The organism is Mycobacterium ostraviense (assembly GCF_002705925.1).
Lineage (GTDB): Bacteria > Actinomycetota > Actinomycetes > Mycobacteriales > Mycobacteriaceae > Mycobacterium > Mycobacterium ostraviense.
This window is the reverse complement of record NZ_NKRE01000001.1, coordinates 3939633-3957780: the sequence shown is the minus strand read 5'-3', so window position 1 is coordinate 3957780 and position 18148 is coordinate 3939633. Positions and strand designations below refer to the sequence as shown.

Annotated in this window: 22 protein-coding genes, 1 pseudogene and 1 riboswitch; of the genes and pseudogenes, 12 read left to right on the top strand and 11 right to left on the bottom strand. The window is 66.8% G+C overall.

Annotated features, from left to right (window positions below; all coding sequences use genetic code 11):
* Positions 1-4: 4 nt before the first annotated feature.
* A complete protein-coding gene (gene sepH, locus CDN38_RS18570) occupies positions 5-754 on the top strand; it encodes a septation protein SepH (protein WP_075512116.1) in 750 nt (249 codons plus the stop codon).
* On the opposite strand, the gene CDN38_RS18565 is transcribed toward sepH, so the two are convergent.
* From CDN38_RS18565 to CDN38_RS18555, 3 genes are read right to left on the bottom strand one after another with little or no spacing between them, the layout of a single operon-like run.
* Complete coding sequence (locus CDN38_RS18565) at positions 751-1047, bottom strand: DUF2537 domain-containing protein (RefSeq protein ID WP_075512115.1); 297 nt, start codon at positions 1045-1047, stop codon at positions 751-753. The genes sepH and CDN38_RS18565 overlap by 4 nt on opposite strands.
* Positions 1044-1871 (bottom strand): TrmH family RNA methyltransferase, encoded by an 828-nt coding sequence (locus tag CDN38_RS18560; protein ID WP_075512114.1) that lies wholly within the window; start codon positions 1869-1871, stop codon positions 1044-1046. The genes CDN38_RS18565 and CDN38_RS18560 overlap by 4 nt, the downstream gene beginning before the upstream one ends.
* The gene (locus CDN38_RS18555) at positions 1868-2299 is read right to left on the bottom strand and encodes an Rv0880 family HTH-type transcriptional regulator (protein WP_063472408.1); all 432 of its coding nucleotides are present in this window, start codon (positions 2297-2299) and stop codon (positions 1868-1870) included. Before CDN38_RS18555 ends, CDN38_RS18560 begins: the two co-directional genes overlap by 4 nt.
* Before the next feature lie 624 nt (positions 2300-2923).
* Between CDN38_RS18555 and CDN38_RS18550 the strand changes: the two genes are divergently transcribed.
* Together CDN38_RS18550 and CDN38_RS18545 are read left to right on the top strand one after the other, a co-directional pair.
* On the top strand, positions 2924-3199 hold the full coding sequence (locus tag CDN38_RS18550) for a DUF2530 domain-containing protein (RefSeq protein ID WP_036415386.1): 276 nt from the start codon (positions 2924-2926) through the stop codon (positions 3197-3199).
* A 39-nt stretch (positions 3200-3238) separates the two neighbouring features.
* Positions 3239-3694, top strand: a complete 456-nt coding sequence (locus CDN38_RS18545; RefSeq protein ID WP_075512113.1) for an SRPBCC family protein — start codon at positions 3239-3241, stop codon at positions 3692-3694.
* Here CDN38_RS18545 and CDN38_RS18540 read toward each other — a convergent pair.
* The gene (locus tag CDN38_RS18540) at positions 3691-4494 is read right to left on the bottom strand and encodes a DUF3027 domain-containing protein (protein ID WP_075512112.1); all 804 of its coding nucleotides are present in this window, start codon (positions 4492-4494) and stop codon (positions 3691-3693) included. The two genes, CDN38_RS18545 and CDN38_RS18540, sit on opposite strands and share 4 nt — an antisense overlap.
* A 193-nt stretch (positions 4495-4687) precedes the next feature.
* Between CDN38_RS18540 and CDN38_RS18535 the strand changes: the two genes are divergently transcribed.
* Genes CDN38_RS18535 through CDN38_RS33090 form a run of 4 tightly spaced genes read left to right on the top strand, consistent with a single transcriptional unit; the run spans position 4688 to position 8789 of the window.
* Positions 4688-6289 carry an MFS transporter gene (locus CDN38_RS18535; RefSeq protein ID WP_099319106.1) on the top strand — a complete coding sequence of 534 codons (1602 nt, stop codon included), beginning with the start codon at positions 4688-4690 and terminating at the stop codon, positions 6287-6289.
* Positions 6286-6777, top strand: coding sequence for a DUF2771 domain-containing protein (locus CDN38_RS18530; RefSeq protein ID WP_075512110.1), 492 nt, complete (start codon positions 6286-6288; stop codon positions 6775-6777). The genes CDN38_RS18535 and CDN38_RS18530 overlap by 4 nt, the downstream gene beginning before the upstream one ends.
* 42 nt (positions 6778-6819) lie before the next feature.
* The gene (locus CDN38_RS18525) at positions 6820-7107 is read left to right on the top strand and encodes a hypothetical protein (RefSeq protein ID WP_233026932.1); all 288 of its coding nucleotides are present in this window, start codon (positions 6820-6822) and stop codon (positions 7105-7107) included.
* A 14-nt stretch (positions 7108-7121) separates the two neighbouring features.
* Positions 7122-8789 carry a hypothetical protein gene (locus tag CDN38_RS33090; RefSeq protein WP_408633019.1) on the top strand — a complete coding sequence of 556 codons (1668 nt, stop codon included), beginning with the start codon at positions 7122-7124 and terminating at the stop codon, positions 8787-8789.
* A 79-nt stretch (positions 8790-8868) separates the two neighbouring features.
* Here the strand turns inward: CDN38_RS33090 and CDN38_RS18515 are convergent, their stop codons facing one another.
* The gene (locus CDN38_RS18515) at positions 8869-9873 is read right to left on the bottom strand and encodes a glutathione S-transferase family protein (protein WP_075512147.1); all 1005 of its coding nucleotides are present in this window, start codon (positions 9871-9873) and stop codon (positions 8869-8871) included.
* 185 nt (positions 9874-10058) lie between these two features.
* On the opposite strand from CDN38_RS18515, the pseudogene CDN38_RS18510 reads away from it, so the two are divergent.
* Positions 10059-10499 (top strand): annotated as a pseudogene (locus CDN38_RS18510) (D-serine/D-alanine/glycine transporter); the annotation flags it as partial.
* A 15-nt stretch (positions 10500-10514) separates the two neighbouring features.
* Here CDN38_RS18510 and CDN38_RS18505 read toward each other — a convergent pair.
* Complete coding sequence (locus tag CDN38_RS18505; RefSeq protein ID WP_075512108.1) at positions 10515-12473, bottom strand: acyl-CoA dehydrogenase family protein; 1959 nt, start codon at positions 12471-12473, stop codon at positions 10515-10517.
* A 346-nt stretch (positions 12474-12819) separates the two neighbouring features.
* Positions 12820-13224, bottom strand: a complete 405-nt coding sequence (locus CDN38_RS18500; RefSeq protein WP_075512107.1) for a cold-shock protein — start codon at positions 13222-13224, stop codon at positions 12820-12822.
* Positions 13225-13387: 163 nt separating this feature from the next.
* On the opposite strand from CDN38_RS18500, the gene CDN38_RS18495 reads away from it, so the two are divergent.
* The 4 genes from CDN38_RS18495 to CDN38_RS18480 all read left to right on the top strand — a co-directional run bounded on the left by CDN38_RS18495 (position 13388) and on the right by CDN38_RS18480 (position 16463).
* Complete coding sequence (locus CDN38_RS18495; protein WP_075512106.1) at positions 13388-13792, top strand: YccF domain-containing protein; 405 nt, start codon at positions 13388-13390, stop codon at positions 13790-13792.
* Positions 13789-14874, top strand: a complete 1086-nt coding sequence (gene moaA, locus CDN38_RS18490) for a GTP 3',8-cyclase MoaA (protein WP_075512105.1) — start codon at positions 13789-13791, stop codon at positions 14872-14874. Before CDN38_RS18495 ends, moaA begins: the two co-directional genes overlap by 4 nt.
* A gap of 16 nt (positions 14875-14890) precedes the next feature.
* Positions 14891-15157, top strand: coding sequence for a MoaD/ThiS family protein (locus CDN38_RS18485; protein WP_075512104.1), 267 nt, complete (start codon positions 14891-14893; stop codon positions 15155-15157).
* 208 nt (positions 15158-15365) lie between these two features.
* Positions 15366-15587, top strand: a riboswitch (cyclic di-AMP (ydaO/yuaA leader).
* A 9-nt stretch (positions 15588-15596) separates the two neighbouring features.
* Positions 15597-16463 carry a transglycosylase family protein gene (locus CDN38_RS18480; RefSeq protein WP_075512103.1) on the top strand — a complete coding sequence of 289 codons (867 nt, stop codon included), beginning with the start codon at positions 15597-15599 and terminating at the stop codon, positions 16461-16463.
* 9 nt (positions 16464-16472) lie between these two features.
* Here CDN38_RS18480 and CDN38_RS18475 read toward each other — a convergent pair whose 3' ends face one another.
* Genes CDN38_RS18475 through CDN38_RS18460 form a run of 4 tightly spaced genes read right to left on the bottom strand, consistent with a single transcriptional unit; the run spans position 16473 to position 18079 of the window.
* Positions 16473-16898 (bottom strand): molybdenum cofactor biosynthesis protein MoaE, encoded by a 426-nt coding sequence (locus tag CDN38_RS18475; RefSeq protein WP_075512102.1) that lies wholly within the window; start codon positions 16896-16898, stop codon positions 16473-16475.
* Positions 16895-17380 (bottom strand): MogA/MoaB family molybdenum cofactor biosynthesis protein, encoded by a 486-nt coding sequence (locus CDN38_RS18470; protein ID WP_075512101.1) that lies wholly within the window; start codon positions 17378-17380, stop codon positions 16895-16897. The genes CDN38_RS18475 and CDN38_RS18470 overlap by 4 nt, the downstream gene beginning before the upstream one ends.
* A complete protein-coding gene (gene moaC, locus CDN38_RS18465; protein WP_075512100.1) occupies positions 17377-17868 on the bottom strand; it encodes a cyclic pyranopterin monophosphate synthase MoaC in 492 nt (163 codons plus the stop codon). Before moaC ends, CDN38_RS18470 begins: the two co-directional genes overlap by 4 nt.
* Before the next feature lie 10 nt (positions 17869-17878).
* Positions 17879-18079 (bottom strand): hypothetical protein, encoded by a 201-nt coding sequence (locus tag CDN38_RS18460; protein WP_099319423.1) that lies wholly within the window; start codon positions 18077-18079, stop codon positions 17879-17881.
* Positions 18080-18148 lie beyond the last annotated feature (69 nt).

Sequence of the window (18148 nt, the reverse complement as noted above, 5' to 3'; positions counted from 1 at the left end):
AGCCATGCGGGAACTCAAATTGGTTGGACTGGACGCCGACGGCAAATACCTCATCTGCGAGGGTGCCAAACCGGCCGAAACATTCAAGCTGCCGGCCGACGACCGATTGCACGCGGTCTTGAGCGGCAGTACGGCGCACCCGGTTCAACCGCACCTGGACATGGAAATAACGAATATGTTGAGCCCCAAGGAAATTCAGGCCAGGATCCGCGCCGGAGCATCGGTGGAGCAGGTGGCCGCGGCGTCGGGCTCCGATCTGGCGCGCATCCTGCGATTCGCCCACCCGGTATTGCTGGAACGGTCGCGTGCCGCGGAGCTGGCAACGGCAGCGCACCCGATGCTGTCGGACGGCCCCGCGGTGCTGACGCTGCTCGAAACCATCACCAGCGCGCTGCTGACGCGGGGTCTCAACCCGGAGAAACTCGGCTGGGACGCGTGGCGCAACGAAGACGGCCGCTGGACGGTGCAGCTTGCGTGGCAGGCCGGCCGTTCCGATAACCTCGCGCATTTCCGCTACACACCGGGCGCGCATGGCGGCACCGTCACAGCGATCGACGACGCGGCCAGTGAGCTGATCGACCCCGACTTCAAACCTCGGCAGCTTGCCCCGGTGGCCCACCTCGCCTTCGACGAACCGGCGAAGCCGGCACCCGCCCCGGCGGCGGAACCACCAGCCAGCCATCGACGGGGCAAGCCGGCCATCCCGGCCTGGGAGGACGTCTTGCTCGGGGTGCGCTCCGGCGGGCAGCGCTAAGCACGCCCCAACCCGGTCATCGCGAGCAGCGTCAACCACGCCACCGCGACCCCTACTCCCGCACCCAGGACAAACCAGCGCAGCACCGGGGTGCGCCGCCAGCCCCAGAGGGTCGGCGCCAGCCCACCGACCGCCACCACATTGAGCCCGACCGCCAGCAACGGGTGCACCCGGATCAGCCCCAGGCTGAGCACGACCATCCCGACCCCGGTCACTGCGGCGACGAAACCGGCTACCACCAAACCCGTTGCCCACGGCACAGATTCGTCGCGCGCTTCGAGCTCCCGGCTCACCGGCCAAGCCTAACCCGCTCGTAGAAAGCCAACGCGGCCGCCGTCGCCACGTTGAGTGAGTCGGTGCCCCGCGACATCGGGATCCGCACCCGCAGATCGCTGATCCGCAAGGCGGCAGCGGTCAGTCCAGGCCCCTCGGCACCGACCAACAACGCAACCGGTTGGTCACGCACCGCGTCCATCGCCTCGCCCAGCTGCCGCGCGTCGCCGCGCGGAGTCATTGCCAACAGCCGAAAGCCCCGTTCTTGCAACATCAGCAAGTCGGCGGGCCAGTCGGCTGCTCGAGCGTAGGGCACCAGCAAAGCGTGCCCCATGGAAACCCGGACCGCGCGACGGTATAGCGGGTCGGCGCATCCGCTGCCGAACACCACCGCGTCCACACCCAACCCCGCGGCGTTGCGAAAGATCGACCCCAGGTTTTCGTGGTCGTTGACCCCCTCGAGCACGACCACAGTGCGAGCGCCGTCGACCACCTGGGTAACGATGGGCTCCGGTAACCGGCTTGCCGAGGCCAGCACCCCCCGGTTGAGGTGAAACCCGACAGCCTGCGCCATGACTTCCGCGGAGGCTCGATAGTAGGGGGCCGGGCTGCCGGCCAAGTCATCCCTGAGCTCGGCCAGCCTGCGGTCGGTGCCGAGCATTGCCCGCGGGGTAAAGCGCGAAGCCAGCATGCGCTGCACGACCAGCACACCCTCGGCGATCACCAGGCCCTTCCCGGACGGCAGGTCGGGCCGGCGGTCGACGCTGTTCAGGTCGCGGAAATCGTCGAGGCGCGGATCGTCGGGATCGCTGATGTCTTGAACGTCGACGTCGGGAGCAGTCACGGGCTTTCGTCGACCAGGGCCATCATGATGTCGGCGGCGTGGCGCAGGGTGTCACGTTTGCCGCTGTCGAGCGTCGCGAGCCGTTCGGCCAGCCACTCCTGACGGGCTCGCCGTGCAGCCCTGACCAGCTCCGCACCAGCCTGGGATACCGACACCAGCACCTGACGGCCGTCCACGGGATGCGGGGCGCGGTCCACCAGACCCACGTCGGCCAGGGAGGCGATCACCCGGGTCATCGACGGTGGGCGGACCCGCTCCCGAATCGCCAGCGCGCCGGGCGTCATCGCGCCCTCGTTGGCCAGCGTTGTCAATGCCGACAGCTGCGACAAAGACACCGGAGATGACGGGTTCCGGAATCGAAGTTGGCGCGCCAGACGCATGACCGCCAGCGACAAGTCGCTCGCCAGCTGCGCATCGCTGTCAGGCACAGCGCGAGGTTACAACGGAACCCCAATGCTCGCGATCAGAACGACGGCAAACGACTGCGCCCCGCGCCTTCGGACGGTGGCCCGCCGTCACCCTTCGCCGCCCACGCTGGAACCATTGCGCCGCCGGGTCCAGCACCGTCGCATCTACCCCGCCTGTCACATCGGTCGCTACAACAGGGACACCCGAGAGGCCAGATCGCTCACTCGAAAAGTCAAGGGTGAGCAGGGCTGGTGAGTGGGGCTGCCTGCTGGTGTTGGGGCTAGGCGATGCTGACCGGGCGGTGCTTCGAGGGTGGTTGCGAAGCGGTGGGTGCCGGCGCGATGTGATTCGGCCGGCTGACAACGGCTTCCAAGACGCTTCCAGGATGCTGTGTCGACTCACTTACGACGTACGACATCTGCTCGGCGATCACATGCCTTCCCGAGAGTCGACTGTCATGTCGCCGTATCGAGTGTGCGGTGACGGTTTTGAGTGTGCATGTAGGGCGGGAACATCCACGATCCGCCGCCCTGACGGCACACTCGGCACCGCCAGCGCACACTCGGCGCCGTCAGCGCCAACGCAAATGGACATTCCGCCCGTACAGCGGCGGGCATCGTCGCGGGCTATGTTGAAACCCGATGATGAGTGACGAACCTGACCACAATCCCGAGCCGCCACCATTACCGGCAGCGCTACTGGAAGTGTGGCCGGTCATTGCGGTCGGCGCACTCGGCTGGGTGGCTGCCGCGGTGGCCGCGTTCGCCGTGCCCAGTCTTCAGACATGGCGTCCGGTGACAGTGGCCGGGCTCGCGGTGGGAATGCTCGGCACGGGCATCTTCGTCTGGCAACTTGCCGCCGCCCGCCGCGGTGCTCGCGGCGCTCAAGCCGGACTCGAGACGTATCTGGACCACCAATAAGACCAAAAATAGTGGCGCAAAACACATCTGGGAGGACAAATGGTAGCTCCGCTGCTGCAGGCGCAGGTTGACATCGATGCGCCGCCCTCGAAAGTCTGGGCGCTGATTTCCGATTTGCGGCGAATGCCGCAATGGAGCCCGCAATGTCGCTGGACGCACCAATTCGGTCCGCTGCGCCGTGGCACCCGCACGATTAACCTCAACCGTCGCAACCGGTTGTTCTGGCCGACAACCTGCACCGTCGTCGACGTCATCCCGGAGCAGAAGCTGGCGTTCCGGGTCGACACCAACCGCAGCATCTGGAGCTACGAGCTGGAGCCCAATGGCGAGGGCACCCGGGTCACCGAGAGCCGCCACGCCGAAAACGGGGTCAGCGCGTTTTCCAACCTGTCGGTGAACACCCTCTTGGGGGGCACCACGAACTTCGAACGCGAATTGGTCGACGGCATGAACACCTCGCTGGCAAAGATCAAGGCGGCCGCCGAAAAAGGCTAATCGGACGACTCTGGCGGCTTCTCCCAGATGTCGAGCACCCCGTCGTCGTACGGGTCGTACGTCGGAGAGCCGCTGCCCGCCGGGGCCGGGGTGTCGGAATGCGCACCGCAACCGTAATGCTTGTCGACGACATGACCGTCGGCCGACATTTCGTTACCACACACCCCGAACATTGCGCCCAGTGCTCCGGCGAGCGGCAGGAAGAACCCGCAGTCGCGGCACACGCGTTTGGTCGACCGCGCCATCGCCGAATCGGGGCCGTAGTCGCCGTCGTGCCAGCGTTGCGCCGCCGCGGCGCGGCCCCACGCGCTCATCACCCAGCGTCGGCCGAGCCCGATCTCGGCAGCGGTCTCGTCGACCTGCGGGTCACCGCTGGCGCTATACCCCGGGACCAGCCGCGGGTCGTCCTTTACCGGCGCCAGCAGGTCTCCCGGGCTCAAATCTCCCGGCTGTACCCGCCGCTCCCAGGGCACCCAGGGCGGCGCCAGCAAGGCCGTTGGGCCGGGGACCAGCACCACCTCGCTGATGGTGGCATGGTCGGCACCGGCGTAGGCGGCGACGACGACGGCCCACTGCCATCCCTGGTACCCGGGCAGATGCGCCAGGAATCGGTGTGTCGCCGCATTGGGATCTTCGTAGCCGACACCGAGGTAGTCGCCGACCGCATCGGGCCCGCTGAACTCGGCGACCGCCGCCCTGGCCTGGTCCACCGCGCCGGTGAGCACCGACGCCAAATCTTGCGGCCACTCGGCCACGGTCGCCACGGCGGATTCCGCCGAATTCTCCAAGGGTCCGGTCACACTCTTCCCTCTCTGCAGTGCGTATCCATACTGCCGGAAGACACGGTGGACGAGCCACACCCGGTTGCCTACGCGTGGAGACGGGATAAGCCAGAATTGATGCGTGTCTGCACGGCGGCGTGAACACCCGGGCCGTACGGCTCCGGCTGCGGGCCGCCGGAGCCGGAACGGAACGGTCAACGAGCACCCCGGCATGGCCAACTATCCCGCTGACGACGCCGACTATCGACGCCCACGCCGTCCGCCGCCCATGCCGAGCGCCAACCGCTACCTCCCGCCGCTGGGTCAGGAGCAGGAACGCCAGCGCGACAGCCAACCGCCGCCGCACGAGTTCAACGGCGGCGAACGGATCACCGTCACCCGGGCCGCCGCGATGCGCAGCCGCGAAATGGGCTCGCGGATGTATTGGATGGTGCAGCGCGCCGCCACCGCCGACGGCGCCGACAAGTCGGGCCTGACCGCGCTGACCTGGCCGGTGATGGCCAACTTCGCGGTCGACTCCGCGATGGCGGTTGCGCTGGCCAACACGTTGTTCTTCGCCGCGGCAAGCGGTGAAAGCAAATCGCGGGTAGCTCTTTACCTGTTGATTACCATCGCGCCGTTCGCCGTGATCGCGCCACTGATCGGTCCCGCGCTAGACAGGCTGCAGCACGGCCGACGGGTGGCGCTGGCTCTATCGTTCGGACTTCGGACCGCGTTGGCACTGGTGTTGATCATGAATTACGACGGCGCCACCGGCAGCTTCCCGTCATGGGTGCTCTATCCGTGCGCGCTGGCCATGATGGTGTTCTCGAAGTCGTTCAGCGTGCTGCGCAGTGCGGTGACCCCGCGGGTGATGCCGCCGACGATCGACTTGGTGCGGGTCAACTCCCGGCTGACGGTGTTCGGTCTGCTCGGCGGCACCATGGCCGGCGGTGCCGTCGCCGCGGGAGTCGAGTTCGGCTGTACCCATCTGTTGGAACTTCCCGGCGCGTTGTTCGTCGTCGTCGCGATCACCATCGCCGGCGCCGTGCTGTCGATGCGGATTCCGAGCTGGGTCGAGGTGACCACCGGCGAGGTGCCGGCCACGCTGAGCTACCACCGCGACGCCGGCAGGCTGCGGCGAAGCTGGCCGGAGGAAGTCAAGAACCTCAGCGGAACACTGCGCCAACCGTTGGGCCGCAACATCATTACCTCGTTGTGGGGCAACTGCACCATCAAGGTGATGGTCGGCTTTCTATTCTTGTATCCGGCGTTCGTCGCGAAGGCTCACGACGCCGACGGGTGGGTTCAGTTGGCCATGCTGGGCCTGATCGGCGCGGCCGCCGCGATCGGCAACTTCGCCGGCAATTTCACCAGCGCACGCCTGCAACTGGGCAGGCCGGCGGTGCTGGTCGTGCGCTGCACCGTGGTGGTGACGGTGTTCGCGCTAGCGGCCGCGGTGGCCGGCAATCTGGTGGCGGCCGCAGTCGCGACCCTGATCACGTCGGGCTGCAGTGCAATCGCCAAAGCCTCGCTGGACGCGTCGCTGCAAGACGATCTGCCCGAGGAATCGCGGGCATCGGGGTTCGGCCGTTCGGAGTCGACGCTGCAACTGGCCTGGGTGCTCGGCGGTGCGGTCGGGGTGTTGGTCTACACCGAATTGGGGGTCGGCTTCACCGCCGTCAGCGCCCTGCTGATCCTGGGTCTGGCGCAGACCGTCGTCAGCTTCCGGGGCGACTCGCTGATCCCGGGTCTCGGCGGTAATCGGCCGGTGCTGGCCGAGCAGGAGAGCACCCGCCGCGCCGCTTCGGCAACCGGAGCGATGCCGCGGTGAAACGTTGGTGCGTTGCGCTTCTCGCGGTCGTGGTGTTGCTGTTGTCCGTCGGGGCGGGGCTTGGCGCGTGGCTGCTGGTGCGCGATTCCGGTCCGCAGCGACCTGAGATCAGTGCGTACTCGCACGGCCACCTGAGCCGCGTCGGCCCTTACATGTATTGCAACGTGTTGCGGCTCGACGAGTGTGAGACACCGCAGACCCAGGGCGAACTGCCGGTGAACGAACGCGATCCGGTGCAGCTTTCGGTGCCGCAAGCCATTTCGCGGGCACCGTGGCGACTGCTGCAGCTCTACGAGGACCCCGCCGATGCCGCCGCCACCATCTTTCGGCCCGACAGCCGGCTCGCGGTCACCATCCCCACCGTCGACCCGCATCGGGGCCGACTGACCGGGATTGTGGTGCAATTGTTGACGTTGGTGGTCGACCCCGCCTCCAGCGAGTTGCGGGAGGCGCCGCACGCGGAATGGTCTGTGCGCCTGGTCTTTTGACGCCGAAGTGCGGGCGACGAAAAGGGTGGCTACACTGCCGCCATGCAGCAGCATCTGCGCGTCGATAGCGGTGGTCTGCAGACCATGGCCACCCGCTGGGGCGCTGCGGCGGGCGAACTGAACGCGACAGTGGCTCCGCCGGGGCTGGGTTTGTCGGGTCAAGCCAGCGCTGTCGCGGTCGACGGCGCCCACGCCGATGTCACGGCGTTCTCGGCGGCGCTCGCCGCACGGGTGATCGCCCGGGCCACCCATGTCGTCGAGGCTGATACTCGCTACGTTGCCAACGAGACAAGGTGGGAAACATGCTGGCCGCCGTGGCCAGTCCGGTGATCCGCGCCTAGCACATGTCAGCGGTCGCCGCGTTTCCCACCCTTTCGCAGCTGTTGGCCTGGCCCACCGAGCATCTCACCGAGGCCGCTGACCACTGGGAGGCTGTCGGTGGACGCTGCTACGGGATGGCCAACCAGGTCTGGCGAGACGCGCTAGCGGTGGATTGGCGAGGCGCGGCAGCCGACACGCTGCGCACCGAAACGCATTCCGACATGCTGACGACCAGCGCGGTGGCCGACCAGTTGCATGAGGCGGCCAAAGTGGCCCGCAGCGGAGCCTCGGATCTGTATGCGGCGCGCTCGGGGGTGCGCTACGCGGTCCAGGATGCCCGCGCGGCGGGATTCGATGTCGGCGAGGACCTGTCGGTCACAGATCGAAGCAGGGGTGGGTCGGCCGCGCAGCGTGCCGCGCGTCAAGCCCAGGCACAAGCCTTCGCCGGCGACATCCGCCAACGAGCCGTCCAGCTGGTCGGGCTCGATCGGCAAGTCGCCGCCAAAGTCACCGCCGCCGTGGCCGGCGTCCGACACGCCGTCCCGCCAACGCCTGTCCCCGCCGCACCGCCACAGGGCAACCGCGTCCAGGCCGTCGACAACCGCACCTGGAAACAGGACCCGACGCCGGCGCCGCCCCCGGAACCTGCCACCGGTCCGAGCGCCGACGATATTCGCAAGGTGCTGGATAAATTGCCCGTCGGTAATTCCCCTGATATCAGGGAGATCCGCTCACCAGAAGACCTTCAGAACCTGTGGAAGTGGGCCCAACAGAACGGGGTAGAAATCCCCAACGGCTATGGCGATCCCAGCAAAGGCACCCGATATCGACTTCCGGACGGCACAACGATTGGGCAACGCTGGGCTGCCGAATCGACCGGAAAGCCCGTCCTTGATGTCCGGTTCCCCAGCAAAGGGACTACACAAAGGTGCATATCAACCCGCAAGGGGGCGTGCCAGACATTCCCGCACCTGTCAGGCCAGCGCCACCCGAGGTGCCAGTGGTCCAAGCGCCGGTCGAACCCCCAGCCGCGACGCGCCCACCGGCCGCGCCGACGCCCGGTCGCGCACCGCCACTGGTCGGGATCGGCCCGGTACCGCCGGAATCCGTGCCACACCCTGTTCACCCGCCCCACAGCCACCACGGGCCCCCGGTGCTGGGCAAGGACGAGTTACCCGACCTCGACGAATTCAACCCCGGATGACGCCCTGACGTTGACTCCGACCGGTCGCCGACCAGCGAAAGCCCAAGCACACCAACAAAGACGGAGAATTATGACTCGACCCGACGAGAATAGACGGCCGGAGACCCAGCCAATTGAAACGGCGCAAGACCGGCTGCGGGCGGAACTGCTGATCAGTGCGCTGTACGACCTGGTGCCGCTGGCTCAGATCGAATCGGCCATCACCCGCGACAACCTCGCTACCACAATTCCCGCCCGACAACAGTTCGCCCTGCGGACCATCCGATCGCTCTTGGAAGACGAGCTCATGCAAATTGGGGGCCTGCCCTACCCGGGCGAAAGGTTCGCAGGGTGGGACCTCTCGGTGGACGCTGCTATGGAGCGCGTCTCCAACCTGTTCGTCAGCAAATACGATGAGCCTGATCTGTGGGAATTCACGATCTGGCTGGGCCTCACGCCCGCCGGAGAACGACAAGCCCACAAGCTCAAAGGTGACGCAGCGGACTGATTCCTCAGACGCGGCAGCCATACCAGGGCGGCATGCCCGTCAACTCTTTTCAGCCGGACACGTCGACGCCCCAATCGCCCTACGCCCCGTGACCCGCCGGCACCCATTCCCCCTCGACCGGCGGTCCTGGTGGCGTCCCATCGCCGAAAGGCCTGCCGCCCAAGGCCTCCCGACCATGCGGTGACAACCAACCGGCCAAGTCCGGGCCCTTGGGCACTATGCGGGTCGGGTTGATGTCGGCGTGCACGATGTAGTAGTGCTGCTTGATCTGAGTGAAGTCGACGGTATCGCCAAAACCCGGCGTCTGGAACAGGTCTCGGGCATAGGCCCACAACACCGGCATCTCGGACAGCTTGCTTCGATTGCACTTGAAATGCCCGTGATATACCGGGTCGAAGCGGACCAGCGTGGTGAACAGCCGCACGTCGGCCTCAGTAATGGTGTCCCCCACCAGGTATCGCTGCGTCGCCAGGCGGTCGCTGACCCAATCCAGCGCGGTGAACAGCCGGTCGTAGGCGGCGTCGTAGGCCTCCTGTGATCCGGCGAAACCGCAGCGGTAAACGCCGTTGTTGATCTCGGTGTAAACCCTCCTGCTCACCTCGTCGATCTCGTCCCGCAATGCCTCGGGGTACAGCTGCGGCGCGCCGCCGCGGTGGTATGCGGCCCACTCCGTGGAAAAGTCCACGGTGATTTGCGCGAAATCGTTGGTGACCACCGCCCCGCTCGCCACGTCGACGATCGCCGGAACTGTGATGCCTTTCGGGTAGCCGGGGAAACGCTTGAAGTAGGCATCCTGCAGCCGGGGAATCTTGAGTACCGGGTCGACGCCTCCGGGATCGAGATCGAACGTCCAACTGCGCTCGTCGTGGGTGGGACCGCAAAAACCAATGGACAGAACGGGTTCCAGGCCAAGCAGCCGACGGACGATGATCGTGCGGTTGGCCCAGGGACAGGCGCGGGCAACGACAAGCCGATAGCGGCCCGGCTCGACCGGATAGCCGTCGCGTCCGTCGGCCGTGATACGGGTGGTGATGTAATTGGTGTCGCGGTTGAATTCGCCTGTCCCGGCGACGTAAGCGGCCATGGTGTCCATCATGCCTTGGCGCACACCCCGGGCGAAGTGCTCGACACTTGACGGTCGAACGGCGGCCCCGCCGAATCTCATAGCCGTGTGCTGCCGTCGTTTCCGCCGCCCCGCGGGCACCGCGGCCACGGTCGTGACGGGTCAACGCCGGAGAGCAGGACGCTACAAAAGGCAACACGAAGAAAAAACTGAATCGCGGCGGCGTACCGGCGCCGGCGCTGCTGCTGACCGCCGTGCTACTGCTCACCGCCATCCCGCTGCTTTACGCCGGCGGTTCGGTGGTCGGCACTTTTACCCTCATCACGACCATCTCGTCGTTGCTGTTCATGTTCGTCTGGGCAATGATCATCCTCAGCTACCTTGCCTATCGCCGCCGACACCCACAGCGTCATGCAACCTCGAACTACCAGATGCCCGGTGGCGTCATGATGTGTTGGGCTGTGCTGGCTTTCTTCGTATTCGTGCTCTGGACGCTCACTACAAATACCGAGACATTGGTCGCATTGGCGTGGTTTCCGTTGTGGCTCATGCTCCTAGCGGTCGGTTGGCTCGTCGTCCGGCGGCGGCCGGGCCGCACTGAACGATCTCGCCGATTTCAAGCCAAGCTAGAGCCAGTTCGATGCTGAGCTTCTCAGCGGGACTCACGCGCTTTGCGTTCGACCGAGAGGCCCGGGTGCCGTCGAAATACGCCGCGCCACATCGGTTTCGGTGGATGGGCCGGGTTCCCAGGGCACGATCCACGGTCCGGTGCCCTCCGACTGATCGATGATCCCCTCCTCCAGCCAGATGTAGCGGCCGTCCAACACATCGTTGGTCAGGCGAACATCGCTGCTGTCGGTGTTGGCCCACAACGCGTGGAACAGCGCCTCGACGCGAAGCGTCGCTTGCTCACAGAAGATTTCTGCCAGCTCGTACGCCTGGTGACCGACGACCGGATCAGCAACCCGCTGAGCCTCGGCCCGAACGCACGCCGCGGACATGGCGAACAGCTCTGCACCGATATCGACGATGCGCCCGAGGAACCCTTGCTTCTGCTCCAGCCTGGCCTGCCAACGCGCCATGCCGTAGAACGTGTTGCGGGCCAGCTTGCGCGTCGATCGTTCGACGAATCGCAGATGCGTCGCCAACGGGCCAAACTCCTGATATGCCTTAGGTCGCTGCCCCTCACCGAATACGAGCTGCGGCAACCACTTTGCGTAGAAGCCGCTGGCGCCGACCGCCGCTGCGGCCTTCTGGCGCAGATCGGTCTCGGGCTTGGCGAGATCACCGGCAGCTGTCAGGTGCGCATCCACTGCCTCTCGGGCGATGAGCAGCCGCATGATCTCACTCGATCCCTCGAAGATGCGGTTGATCCGCATGTCCCGCAGCGACTGCTCGACTGGTGCCGCGCGCTCACCTCGCGCGGCCAGCGACTCGGCGGTCTCGTACCCTCGCCCGCCCCGGATCTGCAACAGCTCGTCGGCAATCCGACAGGTCATCTCACTGGACCACAACTTGGCCAGCGCCGCCTCGATCCGGATGTCGTTGCGACCCTCGTCTGCCATCTGACCGGACAGCTCGACCACCGCGTCCAACGCGTAGGTGGTCGCGGCGATGAACGCGACCTTGCCGGCCACCGCTTCGTGTTTGCCTACCGGTTTGCCCCACTGCACCCGCTCACGCGACCATTCACGCGCGATCTTCAGCGACCATTTGCACGATCCGGTCACCATCGCCGGTATCGCCAGCCGTCCCGCGTTGAGTGTGGTCAGCGCGATCTTCAGACCATCGCCCTCCCGGCCGATCAGGTTTTCGGCGGGGACCCGCACGCGGTGCAGCCTCGTGACCCCGTTCTCGATACCGCGCAGCCCCATGAACTTGTTGCGCCGCTCCACGGTGATCCCGGGTGAGTCGGCCTCGACGACGAACGCGCTGATGCCGCCCCGATGCCCCTCGCTCTTCGGGACCCGCGCCATGACGACCAGCAATTCGGCGACCACGCCGTTGGTGGTCCACAGTTTGAGGCCCTCGAGTTCGTACGCCTTGCCGTCTTCGATTGGTGTGGCCGTCGCGGCCAGGCGCGCCGGGTCCGAGCCCACGTCGGGCTCGGTGAGCAGGAAAGCCGACAGGGCGCCAGCAGCACACCGCGGCAAGAACTTCCGCTTCTGCTCCGGGCTTCCGGCCAGCTTCAACGGCTCGGGCACCCCGATCGACTGGTGGGCCGACAGCAGTGCGCCCAGGCTCGGATGAACCGTCGAGGCCATCATCAGCGCGCGGTTATAGGCGACTTGCGACATGTTCAATCCGCCATATTCGGTCGGGATTTTCATGCCGAAACAACCCAGTTCGGCCAAGCCCTTCACGTATTCATCGGGAATCTGGGCATCACGCTCGATCACGCTGCCGTCGACGGTGGTGAGGAATTCCCGCAACTTGCCCAGGAACGCCTCGATGCGAGCCTCCTCGGCTTCCGACGGCTTCGGAAACGGGTGGATGAGTTCGAGCGGGAACCGGCCAAGAAAAATTTCTTTGGCGAAAGATGGTTTATCCCAACCGCTTTCGCGCGATTCTTCGGCAAGCGCTCTCGCCTGCTGTTCGGTGACTTGCACTTGCTGCGCCATCGCGGCCTCCTCGCTGATGAACCGACATGGGGGTTGATTACCCGGTTCCTGCCCGATAGTACGACGAGAGACGGCCCGAATGACCCTTACCGGCCGGGGCAAAAACTGTGCGATCGCCCAGCGCAGCCGCGCGCCTCCAAGTCCGAGCGGGACGGGTGCAGAACTGCCGCGCCGCCCGGCCGGGCCCGCTGTTACACACGAAAAGCATTGCCGGATAAGCCTGGCCGGCGAACCCACCGAGTCGGTGTCGCTGCAAGACCGGGTACCCGGCGGCACTGTGTCGTGGCGCGCCACCGATCCGACAGGAACGGCTGCGCCGGCAACGTCGGCAGCCGGCGCGGCTAGTCTAGGCGTCCAACTCCCGCGCCACGGCCTTGACCACCTCGGACACTCGCCGAGCCGTCTTGCGATCGGGGTAGCGGCCCTTGCGCAACTCGGGCTGCACCGTGCTCTCCAGCAAGGTGATCATGTCCTCGACCATGCCGTGCAGTTCGTCGGGACTGTGCTTGTGCTCGACCACCTCCCGCCGGGTGCGAGAAAGGCTCGGCGGCGCGTCGATCAGTTTGAGGCTCAGCGCCTGCGGTCCACGCCGCCCCGATGCGATGCCGAACTCAACGCGTTGCCCCGCTTTGAGTCCCTCGACACCCGCCGGCAACGCCGAGGAACGGACGTAGACGTCCTCGCCGTCCTCCTGCGACAGGAAGCCGAACCCCTTTTCGGAGTCGTACCACTTCACCTTGCCGGTCGGCACTGCTCTCACCTGCTTGTCTGACGGATGGCTAGGTTTTCCACACCAAGACGCGCCCCGCCTGCGCAGGACGCGATGACGATCTCAGATCCTACTCGGATCGTCGGCCACCGAGCATCCGTGTTTACCGCGTACTGAGTAGGCTGGGATTACCGCTGGAGGAGATATGCGCCTGATCCTGAACGTTATCTGGCTGGTCTTCGGTGGCCTGTGGCTGGCCATCGGGTATCTGGTCGCCGCGTTGGTCTGTTTCCTATTGATCGTCACCATCCCGTTCGGCTTCGCTGCCCTGCGCATCGCGTCGTACGCGTTGTGGCCGTTCGGCAGGGCGATCGTCGACAAGCCGAGCGCCGGGACCGGTGCCCTGCTCGGCAACGTCATCTGGGTGCTGCTGTTCGGCATCTGGCTGGCAATCGGGCATTTGGTCAGCGCGGTGGCGATGGCAGCCACCATCATCGGCATTCCGCTGGCCCTGGCCAATCTCAAACTGATCCCGGTGTCGTTGGTGCCGTTGGGCAAAGAGATCGTTCCCGTCGGTGCGCCGGCTCGAATCGAACGCGTGACCGCATGACGGTGACGGCGCTGGGCGTTCCGACGGTGCGTGGCCGGTTGCCGGAGCCAGCGGCCCCGCTGGACGCCGCCCCTGTGGAAGGCCCTTTGCTGGACAGCTTCGGCCGGGTCGCAACCGACCTACGGGTTTCGCTGACCGACCGCTGCAATCTGCGGTGCAACTATTGCATGCCGGCGCAGGGCCTAGACTGGCTGCCCGGGGAGCAATTGCTGCGACCTGAGGAGCTGGGCAGGCTGATCGGTCTCGCGGTCACCCGGCTCGGCGTCACCAGCGTGCGGTTTACCGGCGGCGAGCCGCTGTTGGCCCGTCACCTGGAAGAGGTCGTCGCCGTAACGGCCGGCCTGCAGCCTCGTCCGGAGATCTCGTTGACCACCAACGGCGTCGGGCTGGCACGACGGGCAGCCGCTTTGGCCGACGCCGGCCTGGACCGGGTGAACGTCTCGCTGGACAGCGTGGATCGCGCGCACTTCGCGGCCATCACCCGTCGGGACCGGCTCACCGACGTGTTGGAGGGCTTGGCCGGCGCCAAGAGCGCCGGCCTGACCCCGGTCAAGGTGAACGCCGTGCTCGACCCCGCCACCGGCCGTAAGGATGTCGTCGAGCTGCTGAGCTACTGCCTGGAACACGGTTACCAGTTGCGAGTCATCGAGCAGATGCCACTCGACGCGGGGCACCAATGGCGCCGCAACGCCGCGCTGAGCGCCGACGATGTGCTGGCAGCGCTGCGCCCGCATTTCCGGCTACGGCCCGACCCGGCCCCGCGAGGTTCGGCCCCGGCCGAGCTCTTGCTGGCCGACTCGGGCCCCGACACTCCGGCCGGCAAGTTCGGGGTCATCGCCTCGGTCTCGCACGCCTTCTGCTCGACGTGCGACCGCACCCGGCTTACCGCCGACGGCCAAATCCGCAGCTGCCTGTTCTCCAGCGAGGAGACCGACTTGCGCGGCCTGCTGCGCAGCGGCGCTGATGACGACGCGATCGAGCGGGCGTGGCGCGCCGCGATGTGGCGCAAGCCGGCCGGCCACGGCATCAACGATCCGGATTTCGTGCAGCCCGACCGTCCGATGAGCGCCATCGGTGGCTGACTCGACGGCTAGCTCGATGGGCCATGCCAACGGGATTCACGTGACCGTCCGCTACTTCGCGGCGGCGCGGGCGGCCGCCGGTATCGAGTCGGAAACAGTCACGCTGCGGCCCGGGGCCACCGTGGCCGAATTGGTCGACGGCCTGACCGCACGCAACGCTCGCCTGGCAACGGTGTTGGGCCGGTGCTCCTATCTGCGCGACGGAATTGCCGTCCGAGACGACGCCACACCGTTATCCGCCGGCGACACACTTGACGTACTTCCCCCGTTCGCCGGCGGCTGATCGTTGTGAGATATGTCACGTAACGGAACGATAACAAGCCGGACACGGTGCGGTGTCGAGTGTTATGACCTGCGCAAATAGCCGCGCTTCCTGGGGTTTTGGCCGGCGTCTGTGAGCAAAACGCCGGTCCATCTCACACGTGACGAGATCGGCTGAAACCGCTACCGTCTCCGAAGGCTCGTCAACGAACCACTGACTTGCCCGCCCTGCCTACCACGCGCCGAGCTCCATCCAGTAGGTGAGGGGTTCCGACCGCGGATGGAGGCGGGGGACCCACCGGGTCCGCCGAGATCGGACCGGGGCCGTTCACGGCCCTTGGGGTGAAGCCGACGTCGTCTCACCGGAGTACGACGCTGGCCGGGTGGCCTCTCTGGTTTTGAACCAACCCGAACCCGACAGCTGACCTCGTAGGCGTGTACAGAGAGGAATAACCGAGCGTATGAGTGGACGTCACCGTAAGCCCACCACATCAAGCGTCAGCGTCGCCAAAGTCGCCTTTACCGGCGCGGTGCTCGGCGGCGGCGGCATCGCCATGGCCGGTCATGCGGCCGCGGCCACCGATTGGGAATGGGATCAGGTAGCCCGCTGCGAGTCCGGCGGTAACTGGGCGATCAACACCGGCAACGGCTACTACGGCGGCGTGCAGTTCACCCCAGGCACCTGGGCCTCCCACGGCGGCGGCGAGTTCGCCCCGTCGGCCCAACTGGCCACCCGGGAACAGCAGATCGCGGTCGCCGAGCGGGTGCTGGCCACCCAGGGCCGCGGTGCCTGGCCGGTGTGCGGTCACGGGCTGTCGTCTGCCACTCCCCGCGCCGTTCCTGCTCCGGCGGCGATGGACGCGCCCGTCGATGCGCCGGATGTCAACGGCGAGCCGGCCCCGCTGGCCGACGCCGCACCCCCCGCGGACCTTCCACAGCCGGTCGACCCGGCCCCGCAGGTGCAGTTCGCCGGTAACGAACTGCCGGCTCCTCAGGCTCCTGCCGAGCTGACGGCTCCATCCGACCTGCCCCCGGCCCCCGCCGACCTGGTGCCGGCCCCCGCCGACCTGGCGCCGGCACCGGAGGCGGTTCCGGCCGCGCCGGAGGCCCCGGCAGTCCTGGAGGCAGGATTGCCGCTGACCGACCCGGCGGACGCGCCAGCGCCTGCCGACGCACCAGCGCCTGCCGACGCAGCCAACGCACCGGTGGAAATCCACCAGGTCTCGAACGTCGCCTATACCAAGAAGCTCTGGCAGGCGATCGTGGGACAAAACCTCAGCGGCAACGACGCGCTGGACGCGCTCGCCCAACCGACTGTCATCGGCTGAGACACGGGCTCAGGCCGAGCCCACCCATTCGTCGGAGCCATCGCCGAAGAACTGGTGCTTCCATACCGGTAGCCGTTCCTTGATGGAGTCCACCAGCTGTGCGCAGGTGGCGAACGCGGCCTGCCTATGATCGGCGGCGACGGCGGCCACCAAGGCCGCTTCCCCGACCGCCAGGGCACCGATGCGGTGGCTTGCCGCCACCGCACGCACCCCGGTGGAGTTCTCCGCAACCTCGGCTACCACGTCGGCAAGAACCTGGGCAGCCGACGGATGAGCCGAGTACTCCAGCCGCACCACGTGCCGTCCGCCATCGTGATTTCGGACCACGCCGACGAACCCGACGACAGCCCCGGCCGCTTGATGACTCACCAGATCCTCATGCTCGGCCAGATGGATCGGCTGGTCGGTCAGCGAGGCGCGCAGGACCAGCGTCATCGCCGGTGATCTTGGCCTGCGAGTTGATCGAGTGCGTGATCCACCACGTCGGCGAGCACGCCGAGCCCGTCGCGAACCCCACCAGGTGAACCCGGCAGGTTGACGATCAACGATTGGCCGGCGACGCCGCACACCCCCCGCGACAACACCGACGTCGGAACCTTGGGCAGGCCCGAGCGACGGATCGCGTCGGCCAACCCGGGGATGACGAAATCCAGCACCGCCACGGTCTGTTCCGGGGTGGTGTCGGTCGGCGAGATGCCGGTGCCGCCGGACGTGATGATTAGGTCGACCCTCGCCTCGACGGCGTTGTGCAGCGCCTCGCCGACCGGATTCCCGTCGGCGACCACCTCCGACTCGACGGGCGAAAAACCCCGCTGCGCCAGCCATTCGGTGACGATGGGACCGCACTCATCGGTATAGACGCCCGACGCTGCACGGGTCGACGCGATGATCACCCGGGCGGACCGCGCGCCGGTCACCGCTGCCAGCTTCCGCTACGGCCGCCCTCTTTGCGCAGCACCCGGATGTCGTCGATCCGGGCCGCCGGGTCCACCGCCTTGATCATGTCGTAGAGCGTAAGAGCCGCCACGCTCACCGCGGTCAGCGCCTCCATCTCGACCCCCGTTCGATCGGTGCTGCGTACCGTCGCGGTGATCTCGACGTCGGACTCGCCGACGGTGAAGTCCACGTCGACACCGGTGAGCGCGAGCTGATGGCACAGCGGAACGAGGTCGCTGGTGCGCTTGGCCGCCATGATGCCCGCCACCCGTGCCGTGGCCAGCGCGTCGCCTTTGGGCAGACCGCCGGTGGAGATCAGCGCCACCACCTCCGTCGAGGTGCGTAACGCGCCGGCAGCGACGGCGGTGCGCCGGGTGGCCGACTTCTCGGTCACGTCGACCATGTGCGCGGCTCCCCGCTCGTCCAGGTGCGACAGTCCGCCCGAGTGGAAATCGGCCGCTTCGGCCATCGGCGGAGTCCTACCTGTTGACGACGGTCACCGGGTGGACGTACGGCAGGTCGTCGGCGGGCAGCGGGAACGCCAACTCGCCGAAGGGTGACAACGCACCCGTGCGGTCGGTCACCAGTTCGCTTACCGCATGGTCGTCCGGGTCGGTGGTCGGCCAGCCGTTGTCCACGTACTTGGTCTTGCGCGCATTGCCGTCAGCATTGTCAGCCACGGCATCCATTCTGACAGGTCTTCCTCCCGCTCGCGGCGCAAGGTTGCGGGTCGGGCCTACGCTGATCAG

Coding starts and splice junctions, on each gene's coding strand:
- sepH (WP_075512116.1), top strand. CDS start 5: ATGCGGGAACTCAAATTGGTTGGACTGGACGCCGACGGCAAATACCTC.
- CDN38_RS18550 (WP_036415386.1), top strand. CDS start 2,924: ATGAGTGACGAACCTGACCACAATCCCGAGCCGCCACCATTACCGGCA.
- CDN38_RS18545 (WP_075512113.1), top strand. CDS start 3,239: ATGGTAGCTCCGCTGCTGCAGGCGCAGGTTGACATCGATGCGCCGCCC.
- CDN38_RS18535 (WP_099319106.1), top strand. CDS start 4,688: ATGGCCAACTATCCCGCTGACGACGCCGACTATCGACGCCCACGCCGT.
- CDN38_RS18525 (WP_233026932.1), top strand. CDS start 6,820: ATGCAGCAGCATCTGCGCGTCGATAGCGGTGGTCTGCAGACCATGGCC.
- CDN38_RS33090 (WP_408633019.1), top strand. CDS start 7,122: ATGTCAGCGGTCGCCGCGTTTCCCACCCTTTCGCAGCTGTTGGCCTGG.
- CDN38_RS18515 (WP_075512147.1), bottom strand. CDS start 9,873: ATGGCCGCTTACGTCGCCGGGACAGGCGAATTCAACCGCGACACCAAT.
- CDN38_RS18505 (WP_075512108.1), bottom strand. CDS start 12,473: ATGGCGCAGCAAGTGCAAGTCACCGAACAGCAGGCGAGAGCGCTTGCC.
- CDN38_RS18495 (WP_075512106.1), top strand. CDS start 13,388: ATGCGCCTGATCCTGAACGTTATCTGGCTGGTCTTCGGTGGCCTGTGG.
- moaA (WP_075512105.1), top strand. CDS start 13,789: ATGACGGTGACGGCGCTGGGCGTTCCGACGGTGCGTGGCCGGTTGCCG.
- CDN38_RS18485 (WP_075512104.1), top strand. CDS start 14,891: ATGGGCCATGCCAACGGGATTCACGTGACCGTCCGCTACTTCGCGGCG.
- CDN38_RS18480 (WP_075512103.1), top strand. CDS start 15,597: ATGAGTGGACGTCACCGTAAGCCCACCACATCAAGCGTCAGCGTCGCC.
- CDN38_RS18475 (WP_075512102.1), bottom strand. CDS start 16,898: ATGACGCTGGTCCTGCGCGCCTCGCTGACCGACCAGCCGATCCATCTG.
- moaC (WP_075512100.1), bottom strand. CDS start 17,868: ATGGCCGAAGCGGCCGATTTCCACTCGGGCGGACTGTCGCACCTGGAC.